We start from the raw sequence: 21,480 nt of genomic DNA on the forward strand, positions 1-21,480 counted from the left end.
GTCGTATTTAAGTCGAAATAATCCCTAATCTTAGTTATTGACCATTTCGTAAAACTTTATATTGGAAAACGATTGACTTAATTGTGGCTCTGCTCTGAGTGAGCAGAACCAAGACTGAGCAACACATGCCACTCAGTCAACTTGAGGCTTACAATGCTAGGAATAGACCAGCAAGTGTTGCACTCATAAGGTTTGCTAGTGATGCTGCGATAACCGCACGAACACCAAGCTTAGCAAGGTCGTGACGACGGCTTGGAGCCATAGCGCCTAGACCACCAAGTAGAATTGCGATTGAAGATAGGTTTGCAAATCCACATAGTGCGAATGAGATGATAGCTTTAGTTCTATCAGTCATAGCAACACCAGTTTCAGCAACAACCATACCGCCATCAGCAATATCTTTTAGGTATGGGGCAAAGTTTAGGTAAGCAACGAATTCGTTAACAATGATCTTTTGACCAATGAAAGAACCAGCTACCATTGCTTCACTCCAAGGCACACCGATAAGGAATGCTAGAGGCATGAACACGTAACCTAGGATTAGTTCTAGAGAAAGGTTCTCCATACCAAACCAGCCACCGATCCCGCCTAACATACCGTTAAGCATTGCGATAAGACCAACGAATGCTAGCAGCATTGCACCAACGTTAAGTGCTAAATGCATACCAGAAGCAGCACCAGCAGCAGCAGCGTCAATAACGTTAGCTGGCTTGTCAGTGTCTTCAGGCAAGTCGCCCATTTCGTTTTTAGTTTCTTCAGTCTCAGGATGGATAAGCTTAGCCATCATTAGACCACCAGGAGCGGCCATGAAAGATGCAGCAACTAAGTACTCAATCTTAACGCCCATACCAGCGTAACCAGCAAGTACCGCACCAGCGATAGATGCAAGACCACCAACCATGATAGCGAATAGCTCAGAGTTAGTCATAGTCGCAATAAATGGACGTACAACTAATGGTGCTTCAGTTTGACCTACGAAGATGTTTGCAGTAGCAGACATAGACTCAGTACGGCTTGTGCCCAATGCTTTCTGAAGACCACCACCGATGAACTTAATTACCATCTGCATGATGCCAAGGTAGTAAAGAACAGCAATCAAAGAAGAGAAGAAGATAATTACAGGTAGTACGCGAATAGCGAAGACAAAACCAACACCGTTTGCGAACATAGCGTCAGTACCTAGACCACCAAATAGGAAGTCGATACCAGCTTGAGAGTAACCAATAACGCTGGCAACACCCATTGAAACGCCACCAAGTACTTCTTGTCCAACTGGTACATACAATACGAAACCACCGAAAGCGGCTTGAATTGCTAGTGCACCTAGAACAGTACGTTTGTTAATTGCTTTTTTATTATTTGAAAGCCCGAAAGCGATCGCTAGTAAGGTGACCACCCCTACTAAACTCATTAAAATATCCATTAACCATCACCCTATTGTTAATACTTTTTAATTATGTTGTTAACCAACCTTTTTCCGCGGTCGATTATACCCGACCAGACGCTCAAAAGCGTCGTATTGATCAAATTTTTGAAGTTTTATTTCAATGATTTCGTTAGTTATTCTGATGCGAGTTACACCTGTTCAATCAAAATAAAACTAAAGGTCAAAGAGTTGCGAAACATTCAAATACAGCTGTTCTGATATAAGAACATTAGTTTTTTTCTGTAAACTTGCCATTTTTTTGAGTAATAAAGGCAGAATTAGTGGAGAATTACGATCATTATCACTATTTTGAGGCCTCATCGCAGGGGAATCTGTTTCCAATACAAACGCATTGAGCGGCAATTCAGCCACTGTTCGGTGGAGTTTCTGAGCATTATCATTTAAAAGTAATCCGCCTACTCCTAACTTGTATCCCAACTTAACATAACGTGATGCTAACTCTGGTCCGCCATAAAAGCCGTGGATCACCCCTTTTCTGGCATTTTTACTGCCTTTGAGCAAATTAAGCATCTCTTCGTGGCTTTTAACACAATGAATAATGAGAGGTAGATCAAATTCTTCTGCGAGCAAAATTTGAGCCTTAAATACCGATAATTGTGTTGCGAAATTACTTTTATGTAACTTATCTAAACCACACTCGCCAATTGCGACAAGTTTTGCGTCTTGCTGCGATTGCAATAGCAATTCCCTGAGATTAGGTAACGTTTGCCCTGTCATAGAATCACAAAACCAAGGGTGTATGCCCAATGCAAAAGGGCAGTCAAACTGTTTGGCAATGCGAACTTGGTTTGCCCATTTATCTTCTGACACGCCAGGGATCACAACTTGCTCTATTCCCTGCGCCCTCATCTGTTGAAAAAGTTCGCCTCTATCATGGTCAAACTCACTAAAATCCAAATGAGCGTGACTATCTATCATTGGAAATATTTTAAGCTGCTCATCTTTCACTAATAATGTCATGACTTCCCTCTATGAATGCTCACTATCAAAGGTCAATATAACAAGTCTCCCTATTATTGTAATACAAGGGTCGGCTGCTCTTTCGAGCTTAGTTTTTGTTCGATTCTTTACCGTAAGGAATAATGCTCCTAGTGCAAGGCTTGAGCAATGACGCTTAGCCGTCTAAGTGAAGAGTTCGTAACGCATTCTAGTCATAAAAGAATAGAAGCAATGAATCAAATCTTTGACTGCTTCAACTTTTACTCACTGAACATGAGTGTGCATGTATCCTTACTGCATATCGTTTCAGTCCATTCAACCTAACAATAAACAGCCAATAAAAAACCCAAGCCATGGCTTGGGTTTTAGTATTGAATATCAGTTGCTGAGATTAATTTTCTCGTGTCTTAGCAAACTCAATATCAGGGTAACGTTCCATCGAAAGGTTTAGGTTAACCATTGTTGGTGCGATATAGGTAAGGTTATCACCGCCATCAAGAGCTAAGTTCATGCTGCACTTACGCTTGAACTCGTCCAATTTCTTGTGATCATCACAATAAACCCAACGTGCAGTAGTAACGCTAATTGCTTCATAGATAGCTTCAACTTTGTACTCGGTCTTAAGACGACCAACGACCACTTCAAACTGCAGCACCCCAACGGCGCCTACGATTAAGTCATTACTGTCTAATGGTCTAAAGACCTGTACAGCGCCCTCTTCTGAAAGCTGGACTAAACCCTTGAGTAGTTGCTTTTGTTTCAATGGGTCTTTAAGGCGGATACGACGGAACATCTCTGGGGCAAAGTTTGGCACACCAGTAAAGCGTAACTTCTCACCCTGCGTAAAGGTATCACCAATACGAATAGTGCCATGGTTATGTAAACCAATAATGTCACCAGGATAAGCAGCCTCTGCACGGTTACGATCGCCCGCCATGAAGGTCAAAGCATCACTGACGTTAACATCTTTGCCTAAACGTACGTGATGCATCTTCATGCCCTGCTCGTAACGACCAGAACAGATCCGCATAAACGCAACACGGTCACGATGTTTAGGATCCATGTTCGCTTGGATCTTAAATACAAACCCGCTGAACTTTGCTTCTGTTGGCTCAATATCTCGTGCTTCAGTTTCACGAGGCTGCGGAATTGGCGCCCACTCAACGATGCCATCAAGAATATGGTCAACACCAAAGTTACCTAGTGCAGTACCAAAATAAACCGGTGTTAACTCACCTTTAAGGAACTGCTCACGATCAAACTCGTGCGATGCGCCTGCAACAAGCTCCATTTCATCACGGATTTCATCAGCATAGCTACCGATTGCTTCGTCGAGTTCTGGGTTATCTAAACCTTTAATAATTTTTGAGTCTTGGATAGTGTGTCCCATACCGTTCTGGTACAAGATCACTTCATCACGCAAAAGGTGGTAAACCCCTTTAAACTCTTTACCGGCACCAATTGGCCAAGTGATAGGTGCACACTTGATGTTAAGCACCTCTTCAACTTCATCCATCAGCTCAATGGGATCGCGAATATCACGGTCAAGTTTGTTCATGAAAGTGACGATTGGCGTATCACGCAGACGAGTGACTTCCATCAGCTTAATAGTACGTTGCTCAACACCTTTCGCCGAGTCAATCACCATTAGACAGGAGTCGACTGCTGTTAGCGTACGGTAGGTGTCTTCAGAGAAATCTTCGTGACCAGGTGTGTCGAGAAGGTTAACTAACGCATCATTGTATGGGAACTGCATTACAGAGGTAGTAATCGAGATACCACGATCTTTTTCCATCTCCATCCAGTCAGACTTAGCGTGCTGACCTGACTTTTTGCCTTTTACTGTGCCCGCTTTTTGTAACGCGTTGCCGAATAAAAGAACCTTTTCAGTAATGGTGGTTTTACCCGCATCTGGGTGAGAGATGATGGCGAAAGTGCGACGTTTGTCGACCTCAACTTTATAGCCTGACATGTATACCTGTAATTCTGGGAGTTCACAAAGGCGGCAATTATAGCTGTTCACCTATATTTTGGCTACCAGTGCTGCAGCTTAAAACGAATTCAAAATCGCATTCAAGCAATAAAAAAGCCTCCTTAATGGAGGCTTATGCAAGATCAATAATACCTAGTTAACTGTAGGTGCCATTGCAGCAGCCACTCGAGCAAGCTCAAGACGTGCATATCTATGCTCAACAAAATCATAGATGTTTGTCGCTAACGCTAAACGGAAGTAATTAGCGGCCTCGGCATTATCACCACGTTGCTGGGCTATTTTGGCCATATAGAAGTAGGCTTCACATAAACGTTCAGCATACTCATTCGGGTGTTTTAGGCCCTCTTTTGCTAACGCAAATACCGCTTCTTTGTCTTTCTTACCTAAGTAATAATCAACTAATGCACTTGACCAAGCATCTGGGTTTAATTTAGCGCGGTTCTCTATCATTCTGGCGGTGGCAGTTTGCTGATCCATTTCTCTTTCAGCAAGATACAGCCATAACACGCGATAACCATCGGATGGGTCTCTGCTATAGAACATGTCCATGTCCGAAATCGCTAATTCAGAGCGCTCTCCATAGTATAGAGAGATACCACGGTTCAAATAGGCATAGTCGTAATCAGGAGACAGTTCAAGTACAGCATCAAATGCTTCATAAGCGCTTTCGAACTCATTTTCTTGGGTGTAGTAAATACCAAGGAAATTATACGCATCAGCTAGGTTAGGCTGTAATTTTAATGCCTGATGGAAATCGATTCGGCTTAAAATACGTAAGCCGACACGATCGTAAATCACACCGCGATCATAATGAAAACGCGCGCGCTGCTCCTGGGTTAACTCTACACTAGAAAGGATTTCATTTAGCTTGGCTAACGTTATCTCAAGCTTATAGTCGGGGGAAACGGGAGCGACTTTAATCGCATCAGCTTGGTTACTACCTGCTTGGGTTGATACACATCCGGTCAGCAATATACTGATCCCAGCCATCACTGCAATTGCAGTGGTACGCATCTTTTGATTCATCCATTTAACCTTTTGAGTTCAGCAATAGCTCCAATCATAGCAATCCCCTGTTGCTACTGCTATCAAGGAATTGAAAAATAATCTCATTTACAGCAAATAATCCCAAATATGACGATAAACCTTACGATATAAAGCGGTAAATAACGCCCACAAAAAAGGAGGCCACTAGGGCCTCCTTTTGAATAAACGATTAACGTTTACTCTGCAGCAGGAGCTTCCGCTTTTGGTGCCGCTTCTTTCATTGAAAGACGCACACGACCTTGGCGATCAACTTCCATCACTTTAACTTTAACTTCTTGGCCAACTTCTAGGTAGTCAGACACATTCGCAACACGCTCTTCAGCGATTTGAGAAATATGAACTAGACCATCTTTACCAGGAAGAATTGTCACGAATGCACCAAAGTCTACGATACGAACAACTTTACCGTTGTAAACAGTACCAACTTCAACTTCAGCAGTGATCTCTTCGATACGACGGATAGCTTCTTTAGTTGCTTCGCCATTTGAAGAAGCAATCTTAACGGTGCCGTCATCTTCAAGTTCAATCGTAGTACCAGTCTCTTCAGTAAGTGCACGAATTGTTGCACCACCTTTACCGATAACGTCACGAATTTTCTCAGGGTTAATCTTAAGAGTCGTGATACGTGGAGCGTGATCAGAGATATCATCACGATGTGAACCAATCGCTTGGTCCATTACGTTTAGGATATGAACACGTGCGCCATAGGCTTGCTGTAGAGCAATCTGCATGATGTCTTTCGTGATACCTTCAATCTTGATATCCATCTGCAATGCAGTAATACCGTCACGAGTACCCGCTACTTTAAAGTCCATATCACCAAGGTGATCTTCATCACCTAGAATGTCAGAAAGAACAACGAAGTCGTCGCCTTCTTTAACTAGACCCATTGCGATACCTGCAACCGATGTTTTGATCGGTACACCAGCATCCATAAGCGCAAGTGAAGTACCACATACAGAAGCCATTGAGCTTGAACCATTTGATTCAGTGATCTCAGATACAACACGAACGCTGTACGGAAATTCTTCTGCAGAAGGCATAACAGCGTTAATACCACGCCATGCTAGCTTACCGTGACCGATTTCGCGGCGCTTAGGTGAACCAACAAAACCAGTTTCACCCACTGAGTATGGAGGGAAGTTATAGTGAAGCATAAAGCGGTTGGTGTATTCGCCCATGATGCTGTCAACTTTCTGTGCATCACGTTCTGTACCAAGAGTACAAGTAACAAGCGCTTGAGTTTCACCACGAGTGAACAGTGAACTACCATGTGTACGTGGAAGTACACCAGCCATTACGTTTAGTGCACGAACCATATCTGGCTCACGACCATCGATACGTGGGTTACCGGCAATGATGCGGCTACGAACAACTTTCTTCTCTAAGCTACCAAGAAGGCCATCGATTTCGCGCAAATCAGCTTCTGGATTTTCAGCCAGTAATGCGTCTTTAGCAGCAGATTTAACTACGCCAACTTGCGTGTAACGATCTTGCTTAACTTCGATTTGGTAAGCTTCAGTAAGACCTGATTCAGCCAAATCTTTAACTTTAGCAACAAGCTCTTGATCTTGAACTGGAGCAGTCCAATCCCATGCCGGTTTGCTCGCTTCAGCTTTTAGTTCGCTAATAGCATTAATCACTACTTGCTGTTGGTCATGACCATAAACCACACCGCCGAGCATCACTTCTTCAGGTAGAGAAGCCGCTTCTGACTCAACCATTAGTACCGCACCTTCAGTACCAGCAACAACTAGGTCAAGCTCGCTATCAACAAGCTGAGTCACATCTGGGTTAAGCACGTATTCGCCGTTTGTGTAACCAACGCGGGCAACACCTAGTGGGCCATTGAAAGGCAAACCAGAGATAGCTAATGCAGCAGAAGTACCAATCATTGAAATGATATCAGGGTTGATTTCAGGATCGACAGAAACGACTGTGATAATTACCTGAACTTCATTTTTGAAACCATTTGGAAATAGAGGACGGATTGGACGGTCGATAAGACGTGCAATCAATGTTTCGTTTTCAGATGGACGACCTTCACGCTTGAAAAATCCGCCTGGGATCTTACCAGCGGCATATGTCTTTTCCTGGTAATTAACGGTTAGCGGGAAAAAGTCACGACCTGGCTCTTCAGCTTTCTTTCCGACAACAGTAACAAGGACTGTTGTATCACCCATACTTGCTAAAACAGCAGCGTCTGCTTGACGTGCGATAACACCAGTTTCTAATGTAACTGTGTGCTGACCATATTCAAAACTCTTTACGATTGGATTCACGTGAACCATTCCTTAAATTTAATTACCTTAATTACGCGCGTAAGTATACTGCAAGTTTATTCAATAGATAAAGGGAATAGATTAATGACAAAGCGGAATCTTTTCTCTAAAGTGGAGAGATTACGACGTCTACGTTTCCCTGAACACAACTAACTACCTATCAAAGCGTTCATAAGCTATTAAAATAAAGGAAAAAAGTTGAGAAAGGAAAATTTTAAATCGCTAACGTGGAAGCAAACAATACTTGTTGTTTCTTCAACGTTATTTTTTGCTTTTGCAATTTTTCTAGTTGAAATTTCGCTAGTTTTTGTCGAAGAACGCCAACAGTTGATGTCGACACAGCAAGAACTGCTTAATTCTGTCGAACAACCAACAACAAATGCTGTCTGGGCGATGGACGAAACGCTGGCAGCTCAGACCATACAAGGTCTGTTAAAGGTCGACAACATCGGCTCTGCAACCATCACCCTTGATGACAACAGCCTCTTTGTCGCGGTTAACAATACAAGCCATATAGAAACATCAGGGTTATTCATAAAAATAAGCAATGAACTCTTTGGCGATCTTGAGCAAGTGTCCAGGTTATTATACCGACCCAATTACACTAATAATGAGCCCAATAAGGAAATAATTGGCGAACTCACTTTGCATTATGATGTGCAGCAACTGACCCGCTCATTATTTTCAAGCTTAAGCTACAGCCTTTGGGGAACCTTGGCTCGCGCTTTTTTACTTACACTGGTGCTTTCAATCGTTTTTCATCGATTTTTAACTCAGCCTATAGCCAGAATAAGCGAAGCAATTGACAAAATTGATCCCGAATCGCCCGCAGAAAACCTGCTTCCAACATCTCGAGCTCACAAAGATGATGAACTCGGTCTTGTAACCAGTAAACTCAATCAAATATTGGTGCAATTCTCCAAAACACAAAACAAGCTTAGAAAAATGGCGACCAGAGATGCTCTTACTGGCCTACCCAATAGAGCACTATTGCTTGAAACTATCGCAGTGACGATACAAAGAGCTAAAACACAAAAAACACAGTTTGTATTACTGTTTATTGATTTGGACAGGTTTAAAAATATCAATGACTCCTTGGGGCATGCTCTAGGCGATCAGTTTCTTGTACGAATAGCGCGAATTCTAGAGGATTCTGTCGCAGAAAAAGGCACCGTCGCGCGCTTAGGTGGTGATGAATTTGTAATTCTAGCCGACGGCCTTAGTACCCCCAGCCAAGCCGCTGACTTTGTCAGTAAGCTTTTGCTCAAGCTCAATACTCAGATGCAGTTAAATGAGCATGCAATACATCCTGCGGCGTCTATTGGTATATCCATTTTTCCTGATGATGGGCTCGCAGCGGAAGATCTTATCCGTCATGCTGATATAGCAATGTACAGTGCTAAAGCTGCAGGCACCAATCAATGGGCTTTTTTCAAGCAACAAATGACAGAGCGTGCTGCTGTGCGATTAAGAACAGAAGCATCATTACATGACGCACTGATAAATAAAGAGTTTGTATTACACTTTCAACCTAAGCTCGATATTCAAACTGGGCAACTTATTGGCTGTGAAGCCTTAATTAGGTGGCAAAAGGATGGCAGACTCATTAGTCCTATGTCATTTATACCTGTCGCAGAAGAGACTGGAATTATCATTCCGCTTGGCCAATGGGTGATAGAGGAGAGCTGTCGTACAATTAAGAAGTGGCAAAGTGAGTTCAACCTTTCTTTACCTATTGCAGTCAATGTTGCCTCACAGCAGTTTGAGCATTCTAGTCTTGTACCTGATATCAAAAAGGCGGCACTGCGCTATCAAATAGCCCCCGGGCTATTAGAGATAGAGATCACTGAAACCTCATTGATGGATGATGTTCAACTAGCGATTAAGAAATTAGAAGAATTACGCTCAGCTGGTTTTGGGATCGCGGTTGATGATTTTGGTACTGGCTACTCGTCATTGTCATACTTACGCCACTTACCTATCACCACAATGAAAATTGATCGTTGCTTTGTATCTGATCTTCCTAAAGAAAGCGCTATTGCGTCGACTATATTGATGCTTGGAAAACAACTTAATTTGAAAATTGTCGCTGAAGGAATTGAAAACGAAGCCCAATTAAAGTGGCTACAGGAACGCGACTGCGTCATTGGTCAAGGTTATTACTTCAGTAAACCTTTACCGCGAGATGTATTTGAAGATAAATATATTAAGCAATATAGCGCTGAGGCTAAAACCGTAAGCTAATTATCCCAATCAATATAAGCAGTTGATCTACTCAAAGTCTTTATTGGCGAGCTAATTCAAAGCAGATAAATGACACGATGGTTATTCCCTTTTAAGTTAATTCAACGTGAAGTCGCTAGCTAAAAGCATTCTTTACAGGCAAGTTTTAGTGGCTCTAATGCCACGTTAATGAGCTTGAACCTCATTTAACTATGCACTTCATTGCAACCCACATGACCAAGCTTGCTCCTGACATGCTTAATGCATTCCCTCCATTCCTGTAGCTCAAATGTGGTCAATGTCATTAATACACGACTTCATGGATAAAGGAAATAAAGGAGATAGAGTAACGCTGGAGCGGTTACCGAGGAGTACTTAATGAGCTTTCTCCAAAGCAGCTAAACTCTCGCAGCGCGAGCAAACCTTTATACTGATTAGTATTACCTAGACAATAATATTGCTTGCAGAGGCTTGGTAACGAGGAGCCGTGGGCTCTGTTTTGTAAAGGACTCTAAAAATCCAAACTTAGCAGTCACAGAAAACTTCCGTCTTCAGATATTAACACTATCAGCATCGTTTCATACCAATTGCATTTAGTATTTGACCCGTTCAGAGCCCGTCAATCTTTTCAATTCAAAGCGCATTGATAAAAAAATGGTTATTCCCTTTTAAGCCAATGCAAAGCAGAAGTGGAAAGACTGAGGGGTTCACGTAGTGCGGCTAGAAAACGCTGAATGGTCAAACCTTTAGTGCTATTGGTATCAGTTTACAAAAGCCAAGTTTTCTAAATTACAGGCACAAAAAAAGGAGGCTAAGCCTCCTTTTAATAGGTCAAACGTTATCTAATTAAAGATTAACGACGTAGACCTAACTTCTTGATAAGCTCTTGGTAACGAACATTTTCAGTACGCTTAAGGTATGCAAGAAGTTTACGACGTGTGCTAACCATACGTAGTAGACCACGACGTGAATGGTGATCATGGATGTGCTCTTTGAAGTGACCTTGTAGGTGGTTGATCTGCGCAGTTAGCAGAGCAACTTGAACTTCAGAAGAACCAGTATCATTTTCACAACGACCAAATTCAGCTAGGATTTTAGCTTTAGCTTCAACACTTAGTGACATTTCTATCTCCAAAATAATAATTAAAAATCTTTAGCCGATCACTAACTCAGCCAAAGTGAGCGCGCTATTCTACCCATTAAGCTAGGGAGTAGCAACTAGATTTCTTACCCGCATCGCAAATAATTGCTATTCGGCTGACTCATCTCTTAAAACAATCAGTCGCTTCGGCGCAAGCAGTCCATCATCATTCATCTGACCAATACCGACAAACTTACGCTCAGCACCTAAAGTGATACGCACAAGCTCATCAACGGGCAAATTTGCAACCTGGACAGGATTACCATTCATCAAGAACGGAGCAATGTCATCAGAGACGTTTATCTCTTTAAAGTCACTGACAGCTGTATCCATAGGTAAAAGAAGCGGATCTAATACCTCAGATAAAGTTAATGACTCAGCCTCAACTTTAGCGACTAGCGTCTCTAGCTGAGCCAGAGAGACCATATTGTCGTATGGATAACCCGCAACTTGAGTTCGGCGCAGCATTATCACATGGGCACCACAGCCAAGCATCTCACCCAAATCGTCGGTAATGGTGCGGATGTAAGTACCTTTAGAGCAATGAATGTCTAAGGTTAACTCATCGCCTTCTAGGCTGATAAAGTTAAGCTCGAATACATTGATAGGACGAGCCTCACGCGGTACTTCAATACCTTCACGCGCATATTTATACAAAGGCTGACCTTGGTATTTAAGCGCTGAGTACATTGACGGGACTTGCATGGTTTTACCGCGAAAATGCTCAAGCGCGCTATCAAGCTGCTCTTGAGTAAAGTCGATTTCACGAGTTTGTACCACTTCACCATCAGAATCACTAGTGTCAGTGCGCTGACCGAGCTTAGCGGTGACGAGATAACGCTTGTCGGCATCGAGAAGATGCTGCGAAAACTTTGTGGCTTCACCTAAGCAGATAGGCAACATACCTGTCGCTAATGGATCAAGTGCTCCAGTATGACCCGCTTTGTTTGCATTGAAAAAGCGTTTCACTCTTTGCAATGCAAAGTTCGAGCTCATGCCAGTGTCTTTATCAAGCAACAACACACCGTCAATATGACGACCGCGAGAACGACGAGCCATTACTTATCGTCCTCAGCCTTGTCACTGTCAGGCTTAACGTTTTCTGCTGTACCGTGCTCTTGCTGCTTCGCTTCATCATCACTGATCACTCGGCTAACAAGATTAGACATGCGCATACCTTCAACCAGTGAACTGTCATAGATAAAGCGCAGTTCAGGCATCACGCGCAGCTTCATACGACCAGCAACCAGTGAACGGATGTAACCTGCTGCAGCATCTAATGCTTCAACTTTCTCTTGAACAAGCTTTTCGTCTTCTTCAAAGAAAGTCACGTATACCTTGGCATAGCTCAAGTCACGTGAAACATCGACATCATTAACCGTCACAAACCCAATACGAGGGTCTTTCATATCACGTTGTAGCACCTGTGCTAGCTCTTGTTGTAGCTGCTGTGCAATACGGCGTGTACGACTAAATTCTTTTGCCATAATATATTTGCCATTTACGTTAAAAAATAAAGGCGGCTAACGCCGCCCTTATATAGAGAGAAGATAGATTACAGTGTACGTGCTATCTCAACGGTCTCGAAGACTTCAATTTGATCGCCAACTCTGACGTCATTATAGTTCTTCACACCGATACCACATTCCATGCCGTTACGAACGTCGCTAACGTCATCTTTAAAGCGACGTAGAGATTCAAGTTCGCCTTCGTAGATAACCACGTTTTCACGTAGTACACGGATTGGAGCGCTACGCTTAATAGTACCTTCAGTAACCATACAACCAGCAATTGCGCCGATCTTAGGAGACTTAAATACGTCACGAACTTCAGCAAGACCAATGATTTCTTGTCTGAATTCTGGCGCTAGCATGCCACCCATCGCGTCTCTAACTTCATCAATCAACTGATAGATGATGCTGTAGTAACGTAGGTCAACACTTTCGCTGTCGACAACTTTACGCGCTTGTGCATCAGCACGAACGTTAAAGCCAACCATAATAGCGTTAGATGCTGCGGCTAAAGTTGCGTCTGTCTCAGTCAGTCCACCTACACCGCGAGCGATGATATTAACTTTAACTTCGTCAGTTGATAGCTTGTTAAGCGAATCAGCGATTGCTTCAAGCGAACCTTGTACGTCTGCTTTAAGTACCAAGTTAAGCTCTTGAACTTCACCTTCAACCATGTTGGCGAACATGTTTTCAAGCTTAGACTTCTGCTGGCGAGCCAGCTTAACGTCACGGAACTTGCCTTGACGGTAAAGTGCGACTTCACGCGCTTTACGCTCATCACGTACAACCGTTGCTTCGTCACCGGCTGATGGCACGCCAGAAAGACCTAAGATCTCTACTGGAATTGATGGGCCAGCTTCAGTGATTGCTTTACCGTTTTCGTCTTTCATCGCACGGACTTTACCGTACTCAAGACCACAAAGAACGATATCGCCTTGCTTCAATGTACCTTCTTGTACCAGAACCGTTGCAACTGGACCACGGCCTTTATCAAGCTTAGATTCAACAACAACACCAGCAGCCATACCTTCACGAACCGCTTTAAGCTCTAGTACTTCAGACTCTAGAAGGATACCTTCTAACAGTTCATCAATACCTTCACCGCTCTTCGCTGAAACGTGAACAAACATGTTTTCTCCGCCCCAGTCTTCTGACATTACGCCATGCTGAGATAGCTCAGACTTAACGCGATCAGGATCTGCTTCTGGCTTATCAATCTTGTTCACTGCAACAATCAGTGGCACTCCGCCTGCCTTAGCATGCTGAATAGCTTCGATTGTTTGTGGCATAACACCGTCATCGGCTGCAACAACAAGAATAACAATATCGGTAGCCTTGGCACCACGAGCACGCATTGCGGTAAACGCAGCGTGACCAGGAGTATCAAGGAAGGTGATCATGCCGTTACCCGTTTCGACGTGGTAAGCACCAATATGCTGTGTAATACCACCGGCTTCGCCTGAAGCAACTTTTGCACGACGAATGTAATCAAGTAGCGATGTTTTACCATGGTCAACGTGACCCATGATAGTGACAACAGGAGCACGAGGCTCAACGCTAACATCACCATTACGGTCAGCAAGTACTTGATGCTCAAGCTCGTTTTCACGAGTTAGAATCACTTTGTGACCCATTTCTTCAGCAACTAGCTGTGCAGTCTCTTGGTCGAGTACTTGGTTAATAGTAACCATAGAACCCATTTTCATCATTTGCTTGATGATTTCAGTCGCTTTAACTGACATCTTCGAAGCAAGTTCTGAAACTGAAACTGTCTCACCAATGCTAACTTCAGCTTTAACAACAACAGCTGACTTGTTAAATGCATGGTCCATAGACTCAGGTGCAACGCTGCGATTGTTGCGAGAATTGCGTGAATTACGGTTATCACGACGGTTATCTTTACCGCGCTTACCCTTTCCGCCTGGACGACCTGAACCCGCATTAGCATTTGGATTAGCGTTATTACCCGCGTTTGCAGAAGGCTTACGCGGACGACGTCCACGTTTTTCAGCGTTTGCATCAGCAGTATCTTCAGCAGCACGCGCTTCAGTAGAGGTAGTCACATGGTGATCACCCGTCTTTTCAGCTTCTTTACGTGCTTTTTCTTCATCAGCCCAACGCTTAGCATTCTCTTCAGCTAGGCGACGTGCTTCTTCTGTTGCAGCAGCCGCTTCTTCATCAGCTTTAGCTTTAGCAACTGCATCTTTAGCAGCTTGAAGCTTATCAGCTTCATCTTTCGCTGCTTTTTCATCAGCAGTTTGTGCTGGCGCAGCTTCTTGCTTCTCAGTCTTCGCTTTAGCTGCTTTTTCAGCTTTAGCCTTAGCGTCTGCATCTGCTTTTTGTTTTGCTTCTGCATCGGCTTTAGCTTTAACTTCTGCTTCAGCCTTCGCTGCTGCAGCAGCAGCTTCTTCTTCAGCTTTCGCCGCTGCCGCTAATTCAGCTTCTTGCGCTTCGTCACGTTTAACAAAAGTACGCTTCTTACGCACTTCAACTTTAACGTCTTTTGACTGTCCGCCACTGCCTGCAACACTCAATGTTGAAACTGACTTACGTTGTAATGTCATTTTCTGTGGTGCAGCATCGCCACCGTGTTGCTTTTTAAGAAAATCAAGCAACTGCTGTTTTTCAGATTCAGAAACCGTATCGTTTGCCGATTTCTTGATACCAGCCTGAGAAAATTGCTCGACGAGTCGATCAGCACTTTTCCCAACTTCTTTGGCTAGTTTGTCTACTGTAGTATCTGCCATTATTAAATTCCCCTCTGTTGATCGACTTATGCTTCTTCGCCAAACCAACAGATATTACGGGCAGCCATAATGAGCTCACCTGCTTTTTCTTCTGTTAATTCTTCAATTTCGATCAAATCATCAATGCCTTGTTCGGCTAAATCTTCTAGCGTGATTACGCCTTTGCTTGCCATTACGAACGCCAAGTGTCTATCCAAACCTTCTAAAGCTAGAAGATCTTCACTTGGTTCAACACCATCAAGTGCTTCTTCAGTCGCAAGTGCGCGAGTTGAGATCGCCGCTTTTGCGCGCTCTCTTAAAGACTCAACGATATCTTCGTCAAATCCTTCAATTTCTAGTAGTTCTGATGTTGGTACGTAAGCAATCTCTTCTAGAGAGGTAAAACCTTCGTCAGCCAGAACTTGGGCAAACTCGCCATCAACGTCTAATGACTCGATAAACAAGTTAACCACTTTAGCGCTTTCTGCTTGATGCTTAGCTTTCATATCATCAACAGTCATCACGTTAAGTTCCCAACCTGATAGTTGAGTGGCTAAACGAATGTTTTGACCGTTGCGACCAATTGCTTGCGCTAAGCTATCAGCTTCAACAGCGATATCCATTGAATGGTTGTCTTCATCTACAATGATTGAAGCAACATCAGCTGGCGCCATACAGTTAATAACATATTGTGCTGGATTATCATCCCAAAGAACGATATCAACACGCTCACCGCCAAGCTCGTTAGAAACGGCTTGAACACGTGCACCACGCATACCAACACATGCACCGATAGGATCGATACGACGATCGTTAGACTTAACGGCTATCTTTGCGCGAGAACCAGGGTCACGAGCAGCGCCCATGATTTCAATCATTTCGTCTTGAATTTCTGGTACTTCAACACGGAAAAGCTCAATGAGCATCTCTGACTTAGTACGAGTCAAGAACAGCTGAGCGCCACGCGCTTCTGGACGTACCGAGTAAAGCAATGCTCTAACACGATCACCAGGGCGGAAAGACTCACGTGAGATAAGGTCTTCTTTGAACAGCACGCCATCGGCATTGCTACCCAAATCAACAACCACACTTTCACGGTTACTTTTCTTAACAACACCAACGATTAGCTCGCCTTCGCGATCTCGGAATTGGTCAACAATCTGAGCACGTTCAGCTTCACGTACTTTCTGTACGATAACTTGCTTGGCAGTTTGTGTTGTAATGCGATCGAATGCCACTGAATCGATTTCATCTTCGATAAAGCCGCCAAGCTCAATCTCAGGGTCGTCGTATACTGCTGCTTCTAGCGTAATTTCGCGGAAAGGGTTTTCCAACGGTTCGCCAGTGTCCTCAACAACCATCCAACGACGGAATGTTTCGTAACCACCTGTTTTGCGATCAATGGCAACACGTACTTCAATGTCACCTTCATATTTTTTCTTGGTTGCTGTGGCTAGTGCAATTTCCAACGCTTCAAAAATCTTTTCGCGAGGTACACCTTTCTCATTTGAAACCGCCTCAGCGACTAGCAGGATCTCTTTATTCATTCTCTTGCCTCGTTCACCTTGAATTCATCAAAACTTAGCGATTAAATTGCCTTTGCGGATATTATCCAAAGCAATTATCAGTTCGTTGCCGTCTACCGACAGAGTGAGCATTTGCCCCTCAATGCCAATAACGGTACCTTTTAAATTACGACTACCTGCAACAGGCATCGTCACTTGTACTTTTACAGTCTCACCGATGTAAAGTTGGTACTGCTCAGCGGTGAACAGTGGTCTATCTACACCAGGTGAAGAAACTTCGAGTGTGTACTCTGTTGAGATTGGGTCTTCAACATCCATAACAGCACTTACTTGACGACTGGTCTCTGCACAGTCCTCAATAAAAATTCCTTTTTCGTTGTCTATATATAGACGCAAGATAGAGTGCTTACCTGCTTGAATATATTCCAAACCCCAAAGCTCGTGGCCTAATGCTTCAACTGGTGCTTTGAGCATCTCTACCAGTTTGCGTTCTAATGTAGCCAAGGTTACCCCCAGAAAAACAAAAAAGGGCCTAATAGCCCCAGTAAAAAGTCATTTTCATGACAGTTTTGTAAGTCCCAGATAACAAAAAACCCCGTAATGACGAGGTTGATATATCCAGAACCTGTAACAGTATAGGATCTAAATCCTTTACTGGGAAGCTGGTTGCGGGGGCCGGATTTGAACCGACGACCTTCGGGTTATGAGCCCGACGAGCTACCAAACTGCTCCACCCCGCGACAACTTGTGCAAGTATATTGAGAATCACCTCTACTTGCAATAATAAAGCGCCTAAGTGGCGACTTTATTACCTTTGACTTGGTCATTAAACAAAATCAAAGATTTGGTGCGGATGGGGGGACTTGAACCCCCACGAGCTTTCGCTCACCAGCCCCTCAAGCTGGCGTGTCTACCAATTCCACCACATCCGCATAATTTCTACGTTGATTGCTTTTAATAATGACTACGTTTAGAGGTTAATAGTCATTTTAACAATCTCTATTAATCTATCTGATTAATAGTCTCCATAAGTTACTATGGATTAGTCAGGGATTTTATCTTCTGACTTTTCAGCGCCCTGCTGAACTTGCTCAACAGCTTGAGCTGCATCGCTACCTAAATCGTTCCATGCATCTTCAGATTTAGTGTGGTTTGCACTTAAGTTACCAATGGTAAGACTTAACGCAAAAAACGCTATTGCTAAAATTGCTGTTGAACGAGTCAGGAAGTTACCAGAACCTGATGAACCGAACAGAGTACCAGATGCACCGGCGCCAAAAGAGGCCCCCATATCTGCACCTTTACCTTGCTGGATAAGGATCATGCCTACTAGGCCAATCGCTACCAACAAGTATATAACCATTAGAACTTCATACATATTTATGCGCTCATCGCTATCGTACATAGACTGAGAAATTCAGTAGCATTCAGGCTAACACCGCCAATCAAGCCACCGTCTACATCAGGCTGCGCAAATAAATCTGCTGCGTTACTCGGTGTTACGCTACCACCGTACAAAATCCTGATATTTTCTCCGATAAATGGAGATACTTCAGAGAGGCGTTTGCGAATAAACGCATGAACTTCCTGTGCCTGCTCTGGCGTAGCGCTCTTACCTGTCCCTACAGCCCATAATGGCTCGTAAGCGATAATTGCGTTGTCAAAAGCCATGGTGCCATTTTTTTCAATGACTACATCTAACTCTTCAGCAATAACTTCAAAAGTACGTCTTGCTTCACGAGCTGGACCAGACTCTCCAACACATAGTATTGGCGTCAAACCATGTTTTTGAGCTGCAGCAAATTTCTCTGCTACGATGTCACTCGTCTCTCCGTACATACGGCGACGTTCTGAATGGCCGATAATAACATACCGACATCCTGAATCTTTTAACATCTGCCCAGATATTTCACCAGTATAAGCACCGAAGTCATGTTGGCTGACATTCTGTGTACCCATCCTGACAAGACAACCGTTTAAGGCTTCTTTGTTTTCATCTAGCAGCTGTCTAACACTTTCTAAATATATAGAAGGCGGACACAAAACTACTTCCGCTGAATCATTTTGGAGCTTGGTAGCGAATTTTTTGAAAAGCTCTTGCGCGAGTTGCGCACTGCCATTCATTTTCCAATTACCAGCGACCATGGGACGTCTTAGTGCCATCACTGTCTCCTCTGAAAGCGGCGTGAATAATAGCGAACCACTTGTTAACTTACAATACCTAAAGGCGTAATTTTTAATAAACTCGGTTAGAACGCATACTTTTTACCCGACCAAGGCCATATATGCTTAAAGTGCGTACTTTTACAGCATGATAAACAGCTATATGCTCTAACCGAATAGCAGTCTACACTAGATTACGAACTGCATCTGCAATGTCGTTTGCGAATTGAGTCACGTCAGCTCGATCGTCGCCCTCAACCATCACCCTAAGTAAGGGTTCTGTTCCAGATTTACGCAGCAATACACGTCCTCTAGCGCCAAGTTTCTGTTCAACTTCAGCTTTTGCTGCAAGTACCACCTCTGATGACAACGGGTCATCAGCGCCTTCAAAACGAACATTAACCAAGACTTGAGGCAACATGGTTATGCCAGCTGTGAGTTCCTCAAGGCTAGCATCTTGACGACACATTGCCGCCAGAACGAGTATACCCGCAACAATACCATCACCGGTTGTACCATGATCAAGGTTCAGAATGTGGCCTGAGTTTTCGCCGCCAATCTTCCAGTCATGCTCTTTTAAAAGCTCCATCACATAACGGTCGCCCACTTTAGAGCGGACAAACGGAATATCAAGCGCTTGCAGCGCTAAGTCTAAACCTAGGTTAGACATCAATGTTCCAACTACTCCGCCTTGCAGTACGCCACGTTTTTGCGCATCACAGGCAAGAATGTAGAGGATCTCATCGCCATCAATGACTCGACCATGACGGTTCACCATCATGATCCGATCGCCATCACCGTCAAGTGCGATACCCAAGTCGGCATTTTCTTCCAACACAGTTTCACAAATTTTAGCCATTGACGTTGCACCAACTTTATCGTTGATGTTCAGGCCATTTGGTTTATCACCAATCGCGATAACTTCGGCGCCAAGCTCTTTAAATACGCTCGGTGCAATGTGGTAGGTCGCGCCGTGAGCACAGTCGACAACTATTTTTAAGCCACTTAACGTCTGTTCTGCTGGGAAATGACTTTTACAATATTCAATATAGCGGCCAGCAGCATCATCGATACGACCAACTTTGCCTAATAAGTGAGATTCCACGCAAGTCAAAGGTTTCTCTAATTCAGCTTCGATTTCAAGCTCTACCGCATCTTCTAACTTACTACCATCGGTATAAAAGAACTTAATACCGTTATCGTAATAAGGGTTATGAGAAGCACTGATCACAATCCCGGCTTCTGCACGGAATGTGCGAGTCAAGTATGCGACCGCTGGTGTTGGCATTGGGCCAATGAGCATGACATCAAGGCCCGCTGCAGACAAACCAGCTTCTAAAGCTGATTCAAACAGGTAACCTGAAATGCGTGTGTCTTTGCCTATAATAACTTTATGGGTACCCGCTCGTGATAATACTCGACCAGCAGCCCAGCCAAGTTTAAGAGCAAGTTCAGGTGTCATCTTGCCTGCACCGACCTTGCCACGAATACCGTCGGTACCAAAAAATTGTCTTTGCTTCACGAAAACTCCAAACTAATAACTGTGGGTAGAAACGAATGCACATATTCTACCAATTAATACTTCATTTAAGCTGAACAAGTGTCTAACTTAAATCCTTGTAATTTTTAGTTGCGCTAAGCACTGCCATCATATCGGCTGTTTCCTGTACATCATGTACGCGCACTATATCGGCTCCCGCCTGCAGGGCTAACATATTACCAGCAAGAGACGCACTTAATCTTTGTGCTACATCACGATTAAGTAGCTGACCAAACATGCTTTTTCTAGACATTCCTGCTAAAAGTGGCAATCCAAAGGTTTTAAACTCTGCGAAACGCTGTAACAGTTCATAATTATGCGCTAATGACTTACCAAATCCAAACCCAGGATCTAACACTATGTTGCTACGCTTGATACCTACTTGAACACATTGTTCGATACGCTGCTTAAAAAATGCCGCTATATCTTCAACAACGTCAGCATAGATTGGTGCTTGCTGCATCGTACGAGGTTGCCCCTGCATATGCATAAGGCATACGGGCACATTGAGCTCACTAGCGGCGGTTAATGCACCTGGTTCTTGTAGAGCTCTAACATCATTGATGAGGTGTGCACCGGCTGCCACAGCCGCTCTCATGACTTCTGCTTTACTGGTATCGATTGATATCCAAACATCGTGCTTTTTTGAAACATATTCAATCAGTGGAATCACTCGTGCAAGTTCCTCCTTTTCACTGACATCCTTAGCGCCCGGTCTTGTAGACTCTCCACCAATATCAATAAAAGTTGCCCCGTGCGCGACCATGCTATCAGCTTGACGACAGGCAGTTGCAAAAGTTGAGAATTCGCCACCATCAGAAAAAGAGTCAGGGGTTGCATTGAGGATCCCCATAATAACGGCAGTAGATAAATCTAACGATTTTTCCCTACAAGTTAATATCGACAAAATAAAGCTCCATAAACAAGAAAGCCCCGAAGTGG

16 protein-coding genes and 2 tRNA genes are annotated in these 21,480 nt (G+C 43.7%); 1 reads left to right on the top strand and 17 read right to left on the bottom strand.

The genetic code is table 11. The features are described 5' to 3' along the window. Positions 1–148: 148 nt before the first annotated feature. The 5 genes from AB4135_RS03710 to pnp all read right to left on the bottom strand — a co-directional run bounded on the left by AB4135_RS03710 (position 149) and on the right by pnp (position 7,708). The gene (locus AB4135_RS03710; RefSeq protein WP_020911399.1) at positions 149–1,423 is read right to left on the bottom strand and encodes a NupC/NupG family nucleoside CNT transporter; all 1,275 of its coding nucleotides are present in this window, start codon (positions 1,421–1,423) and stop codon (positions 149–151) included. A gap of 177 nt (positions 1,424–1,600) precedes the next feature. Beyond that, positions 1,601–2,365 carry a TatD family hydrolase gene (locus AB4135_RS03715; protein WP_371990475.1) on the bottom strand — a complete coding sequence of 255 codons (765 nt, stop codon included), beginning with the start codon at positions 2,363–2,365 and terminating at the stop codon, positions 1,601–1,603. A gap of 412 nt (positions 2,366–2,777) precedes the next feature. Next, positions 2,778–4,358 (bottom strand): peptide chain release factor 3, encoded by a 1,581-nt coding sequence (gene prfC, locus AB4135_RS03720; protein ID WP_371990422.1) that lies wholly within the window; start codon positions 4,356–4,358, stop codon positions 2,778–2,780. A gap of 153 nt (positions 4,359–4,511) precedes the next feature. Beyond that, a complete protein-coding gene (nlpI, locus tag AB4135_RS03725; protein ID WP_371990424.1) occupies positions 4,512–5,405 on the bottom strand; it encodes a lipoprotein NlpI in 894 nt (297 codons plus the stop codon). 197 nt (positions 5,406–5,602) lie between these two features. Continuing rightward, positions 5,603–7,708, bottom strand: coding sequence for a polyribonucleotide nucleotidyltransferase (gene pnp, locus AB4135_RS03730; RefSeq protein WP_371990426.1), 2,106 nt, complete (start codon positions 7,706–7,708; stop codon positions 5,603–5,605). A 198-nt stretch (positions 7,709–7,906) separates the two neighbouring features. Between pnp and AB4135_RS03735 the strand changes: the two genes are divergently transcribed. Further along, positions 7,907–9,952 (top strand): putative bifunctional diguanylate cyclase/phosphodiesterase, encoded by a 2,046-nt coding sequence (locus tag AB4135_RS03735; protein WP_371990428.1) that lies wholly within the window; start codon positions 7,907–7,909, stop codon positions 9,950–9,952. An 832-nt stretch (positions 9,953–10,784) separates the two neighbouring features. Here AB4135_RS03735 and rpsO read toward each other — a convergent pair. The 12 genes from rpsO to folP all read right to left on the bottom strand — a co-directional run bounded on the left by rpsO (position 10,785) and on the right by folP (position 21,391). Beyond that, positions 10,785–11,054 carry a 30S ribosomal protein S15 gene (gene rpsO / locus AB4135_RS03740; protein ID WP_020911393.1) on the bottom strand — a complete coding sequence of 90 codons (270 nt, stop codon included), beginning with the start codon at positions 11,052–11,054 and terminating at the stop codon, positions 10,785–10,787. Positions 11,055–11,180: 126 nt separating this feature from the next. Further along, positions 11,181–12,131 (bottom strand): tRNA pseudouridine(55) synthase TruB, encoded by a 951-nt coding sequence (gene truB / locus AB4135_RS03745; protein WP_371990430.1) that lies wholly within the window; start codon positions 12,129–12,131, stop codon positions 11,181–11,183. Next, positions 12,131–12,559 (bottom strand): 30S ribosome-binding factor RbfA, encoded by a 429-nt coding sequence (rbfA, locus tag AB4135_RS03750; RefSeq protein ID WP_371990432.1) that lies wholly within the window; start codon positions 12,557–12,559, stop codon positions 12,131–12,133. Before rbfA ends, truB begins: the two co-directional genes overlap by 1 nt. 68 nt (positions 12,560–12,627) lie before the next feature. After that, complete coding sequence (gene infB, locus AB4135_RS03755) at positions 12,628–15,330, bottom strand: translation initiation factor IF-2 (protein ID WP_371990434.1); 2,703 nt, start codon at positions 15,328–15,330, stop codon at positions 12,628–12,630. Positions 15,331–15,356: 26 nt separating this feature from the next. Next, positions 15,357–16,856 carry a transcription termination factor NusA gene (gene nusA / locus AB4135_RS03760; protein ID WP_371990436.1) on the bottom strand — a complete coding sequence of 500 codons (1,500 nt, stop codon included), beginning with the start codon at positions 16,854–16,856 and terminating at the stop codon, positions 15,357–15,359. A gap of 27 nt (positions 16,857–16,883) precedes the next feature. After that, a complete protein-coding gene (rimP, locus tag AB4135_RS03765) occupies positions 16,884–17,339 on the bottom strand; it encodes a ribosome maturation factor RimP (protein WP_044555691.1) in 456 nt (151 codons plus the stop codon). 159 nt (positions 17,340–17,498) lie between these two features. Next, positions 17,499–17,575, bottom strand: a tRNA-Met gene (locus AB4135_RS03770). A 105-nt stretch (positions 17,576–17,680) separates the two neighbouring features. After that, positions 17,681–17,767: transfer RNA gene (locus tag AB4135_RS03775), tRNA-Leu, on the bottom strand. 110 nt (positions 17,768–17,877) lie between these two features. Continuing rightward, complete coding sequence (gene secG, locus AB4135_RS03780; protein ID WP_371990438.1) at positions 17,878–18,213, bottom strand: preprotein translocase subunit SecG; 336 nt, start codon at positions 18,211–18,213, stop codon at positions 17,878–17,880. Positions 18,214–18,215: 2 nt separating this feature from the next. Beyond that, the gene (tpiA, locus tag AB4135_RS03785) at positions 18,216–18,998 is read right to left on the bottom strand and encodes a triose-phosphate isomerase (RefSeq protein WP_020911386.1); all 783 of its coding nucleotides are present in this window, start codon (positions 18,996–18,998) and stop codon (positions 18,216–18,218) included. 184 nt (positions 18,999–19,182) lie between these two features. Continuing rightward, positions 19,183–20,520, bottom strand: a complete 1,338-nt coding sequence (gene glmM, locus AB4135_RS03790) for a phosphoglucosamine mutase (protein ID WP_371990440.1) — start codon at positions 20,518–20,520, stop codon at positions 19,183–19,185. Positions 20,521–20,602: 82 nt separating this feature from the next. Further along, on the bottom strand, positions 20,603–21,391 hold the full coding sequence (folP, locus tag AB4135_RS03795; RefSeq protein WP_371990477.1) for a dihydropteroate synthase: 789 nt from the start codon (positions 21,389–21,391) through the stop codon (positions 20,603–20,605). Positions 21,392–21,480: the final 89 nt, after the last annotated feature.

Origin of the sequence: Shewanella sp. 10N.286.54.B9 (assembly GCF_041468565.1) — a bacterium.
Classification (GTDB): Bacteria; Pseudomonadota; Gammaproteobacteria; order Enterobacterales; family Shewanellaceae; genus Shewanella.

Coding starts and splice junctions, on each gene's coding strand:
- nusA (WP_371990436.1), bottom strand. CDS start 16,856: ATGAATAAAGAGATCCTGCTAGTCGCTGAGGCGGTTTCAAATGAGAAA.
- AB4135_RS03715 (WP_371990475.1), bottom strand. CDS start 2,365: ATGATAGATAGTCACGCTCATTTGGATTTTAGTGAGTTTGACCATGAT.
- rpsO (WP_020911393.1), bottom strand. CDS start 11,054: ATGTCACTAAGTGTTGAAGCTAAAGCTAAAATCCTAGCTGAATTTGGT.
- secG (WP_371990438.1), bottom strand. CDS start 18,213: ATGTATGAAGTTCTAATGGTTATATACTTGTTGGTAGCGATTGGCCTA.
- truB (WP_371990430.1), bottom strand. CDS start 12,131: ATGGCTCGTCGTTCTCGCGGTCGTCATATTGACGGTGTGTTGTTGCTT.
- folP (WP_371990477.1), bottom strand. CDS start 21,391: ATGGGGATCCTCAATGCAACCCCTGACTCTTTTTCTGATGGTGGCGAA.
- prfC (WP_371990422.1), bottom strand. CDS start 4,358: ATGTCAGGCTATAAAGTTGAGGTCGACAAACGTCGCACTTTCGCCATC.
- nlpI (WP_371990424.1), bottom strand. CDS start 5,405: ATGAATCAAAAGATGCGTACCACTGCAATTGCAGTGATGGCTGGGATC.
- tpiA (WP_020911386.1), bottom strand. CDS start 18,998: ATGGCACTAAGACGTCCCATGGTCGCTGGTAATTGGAAAATGAATGGC.
- infB (WP_371990434.1), bottom strand. CDS start 15,330: ATGGCAGATACTACAGTAGACAAACTAGCCAAAGAAGTTGGGAAAAGT.
- rbfA (WP_371990432.1), bottom strand. CDS start 12,559: ATGGCAAAAGAATTTAGTCGTACACGCCGTATTGCACAGCAGCTACAA.
- AB4135_RS03710 (WP_020911399.1), bottom strand. CDS start 1,423: ATGGATATTTTAATGAGTTTAGTAGGGGTGGTCACCTTACTAGCGATC.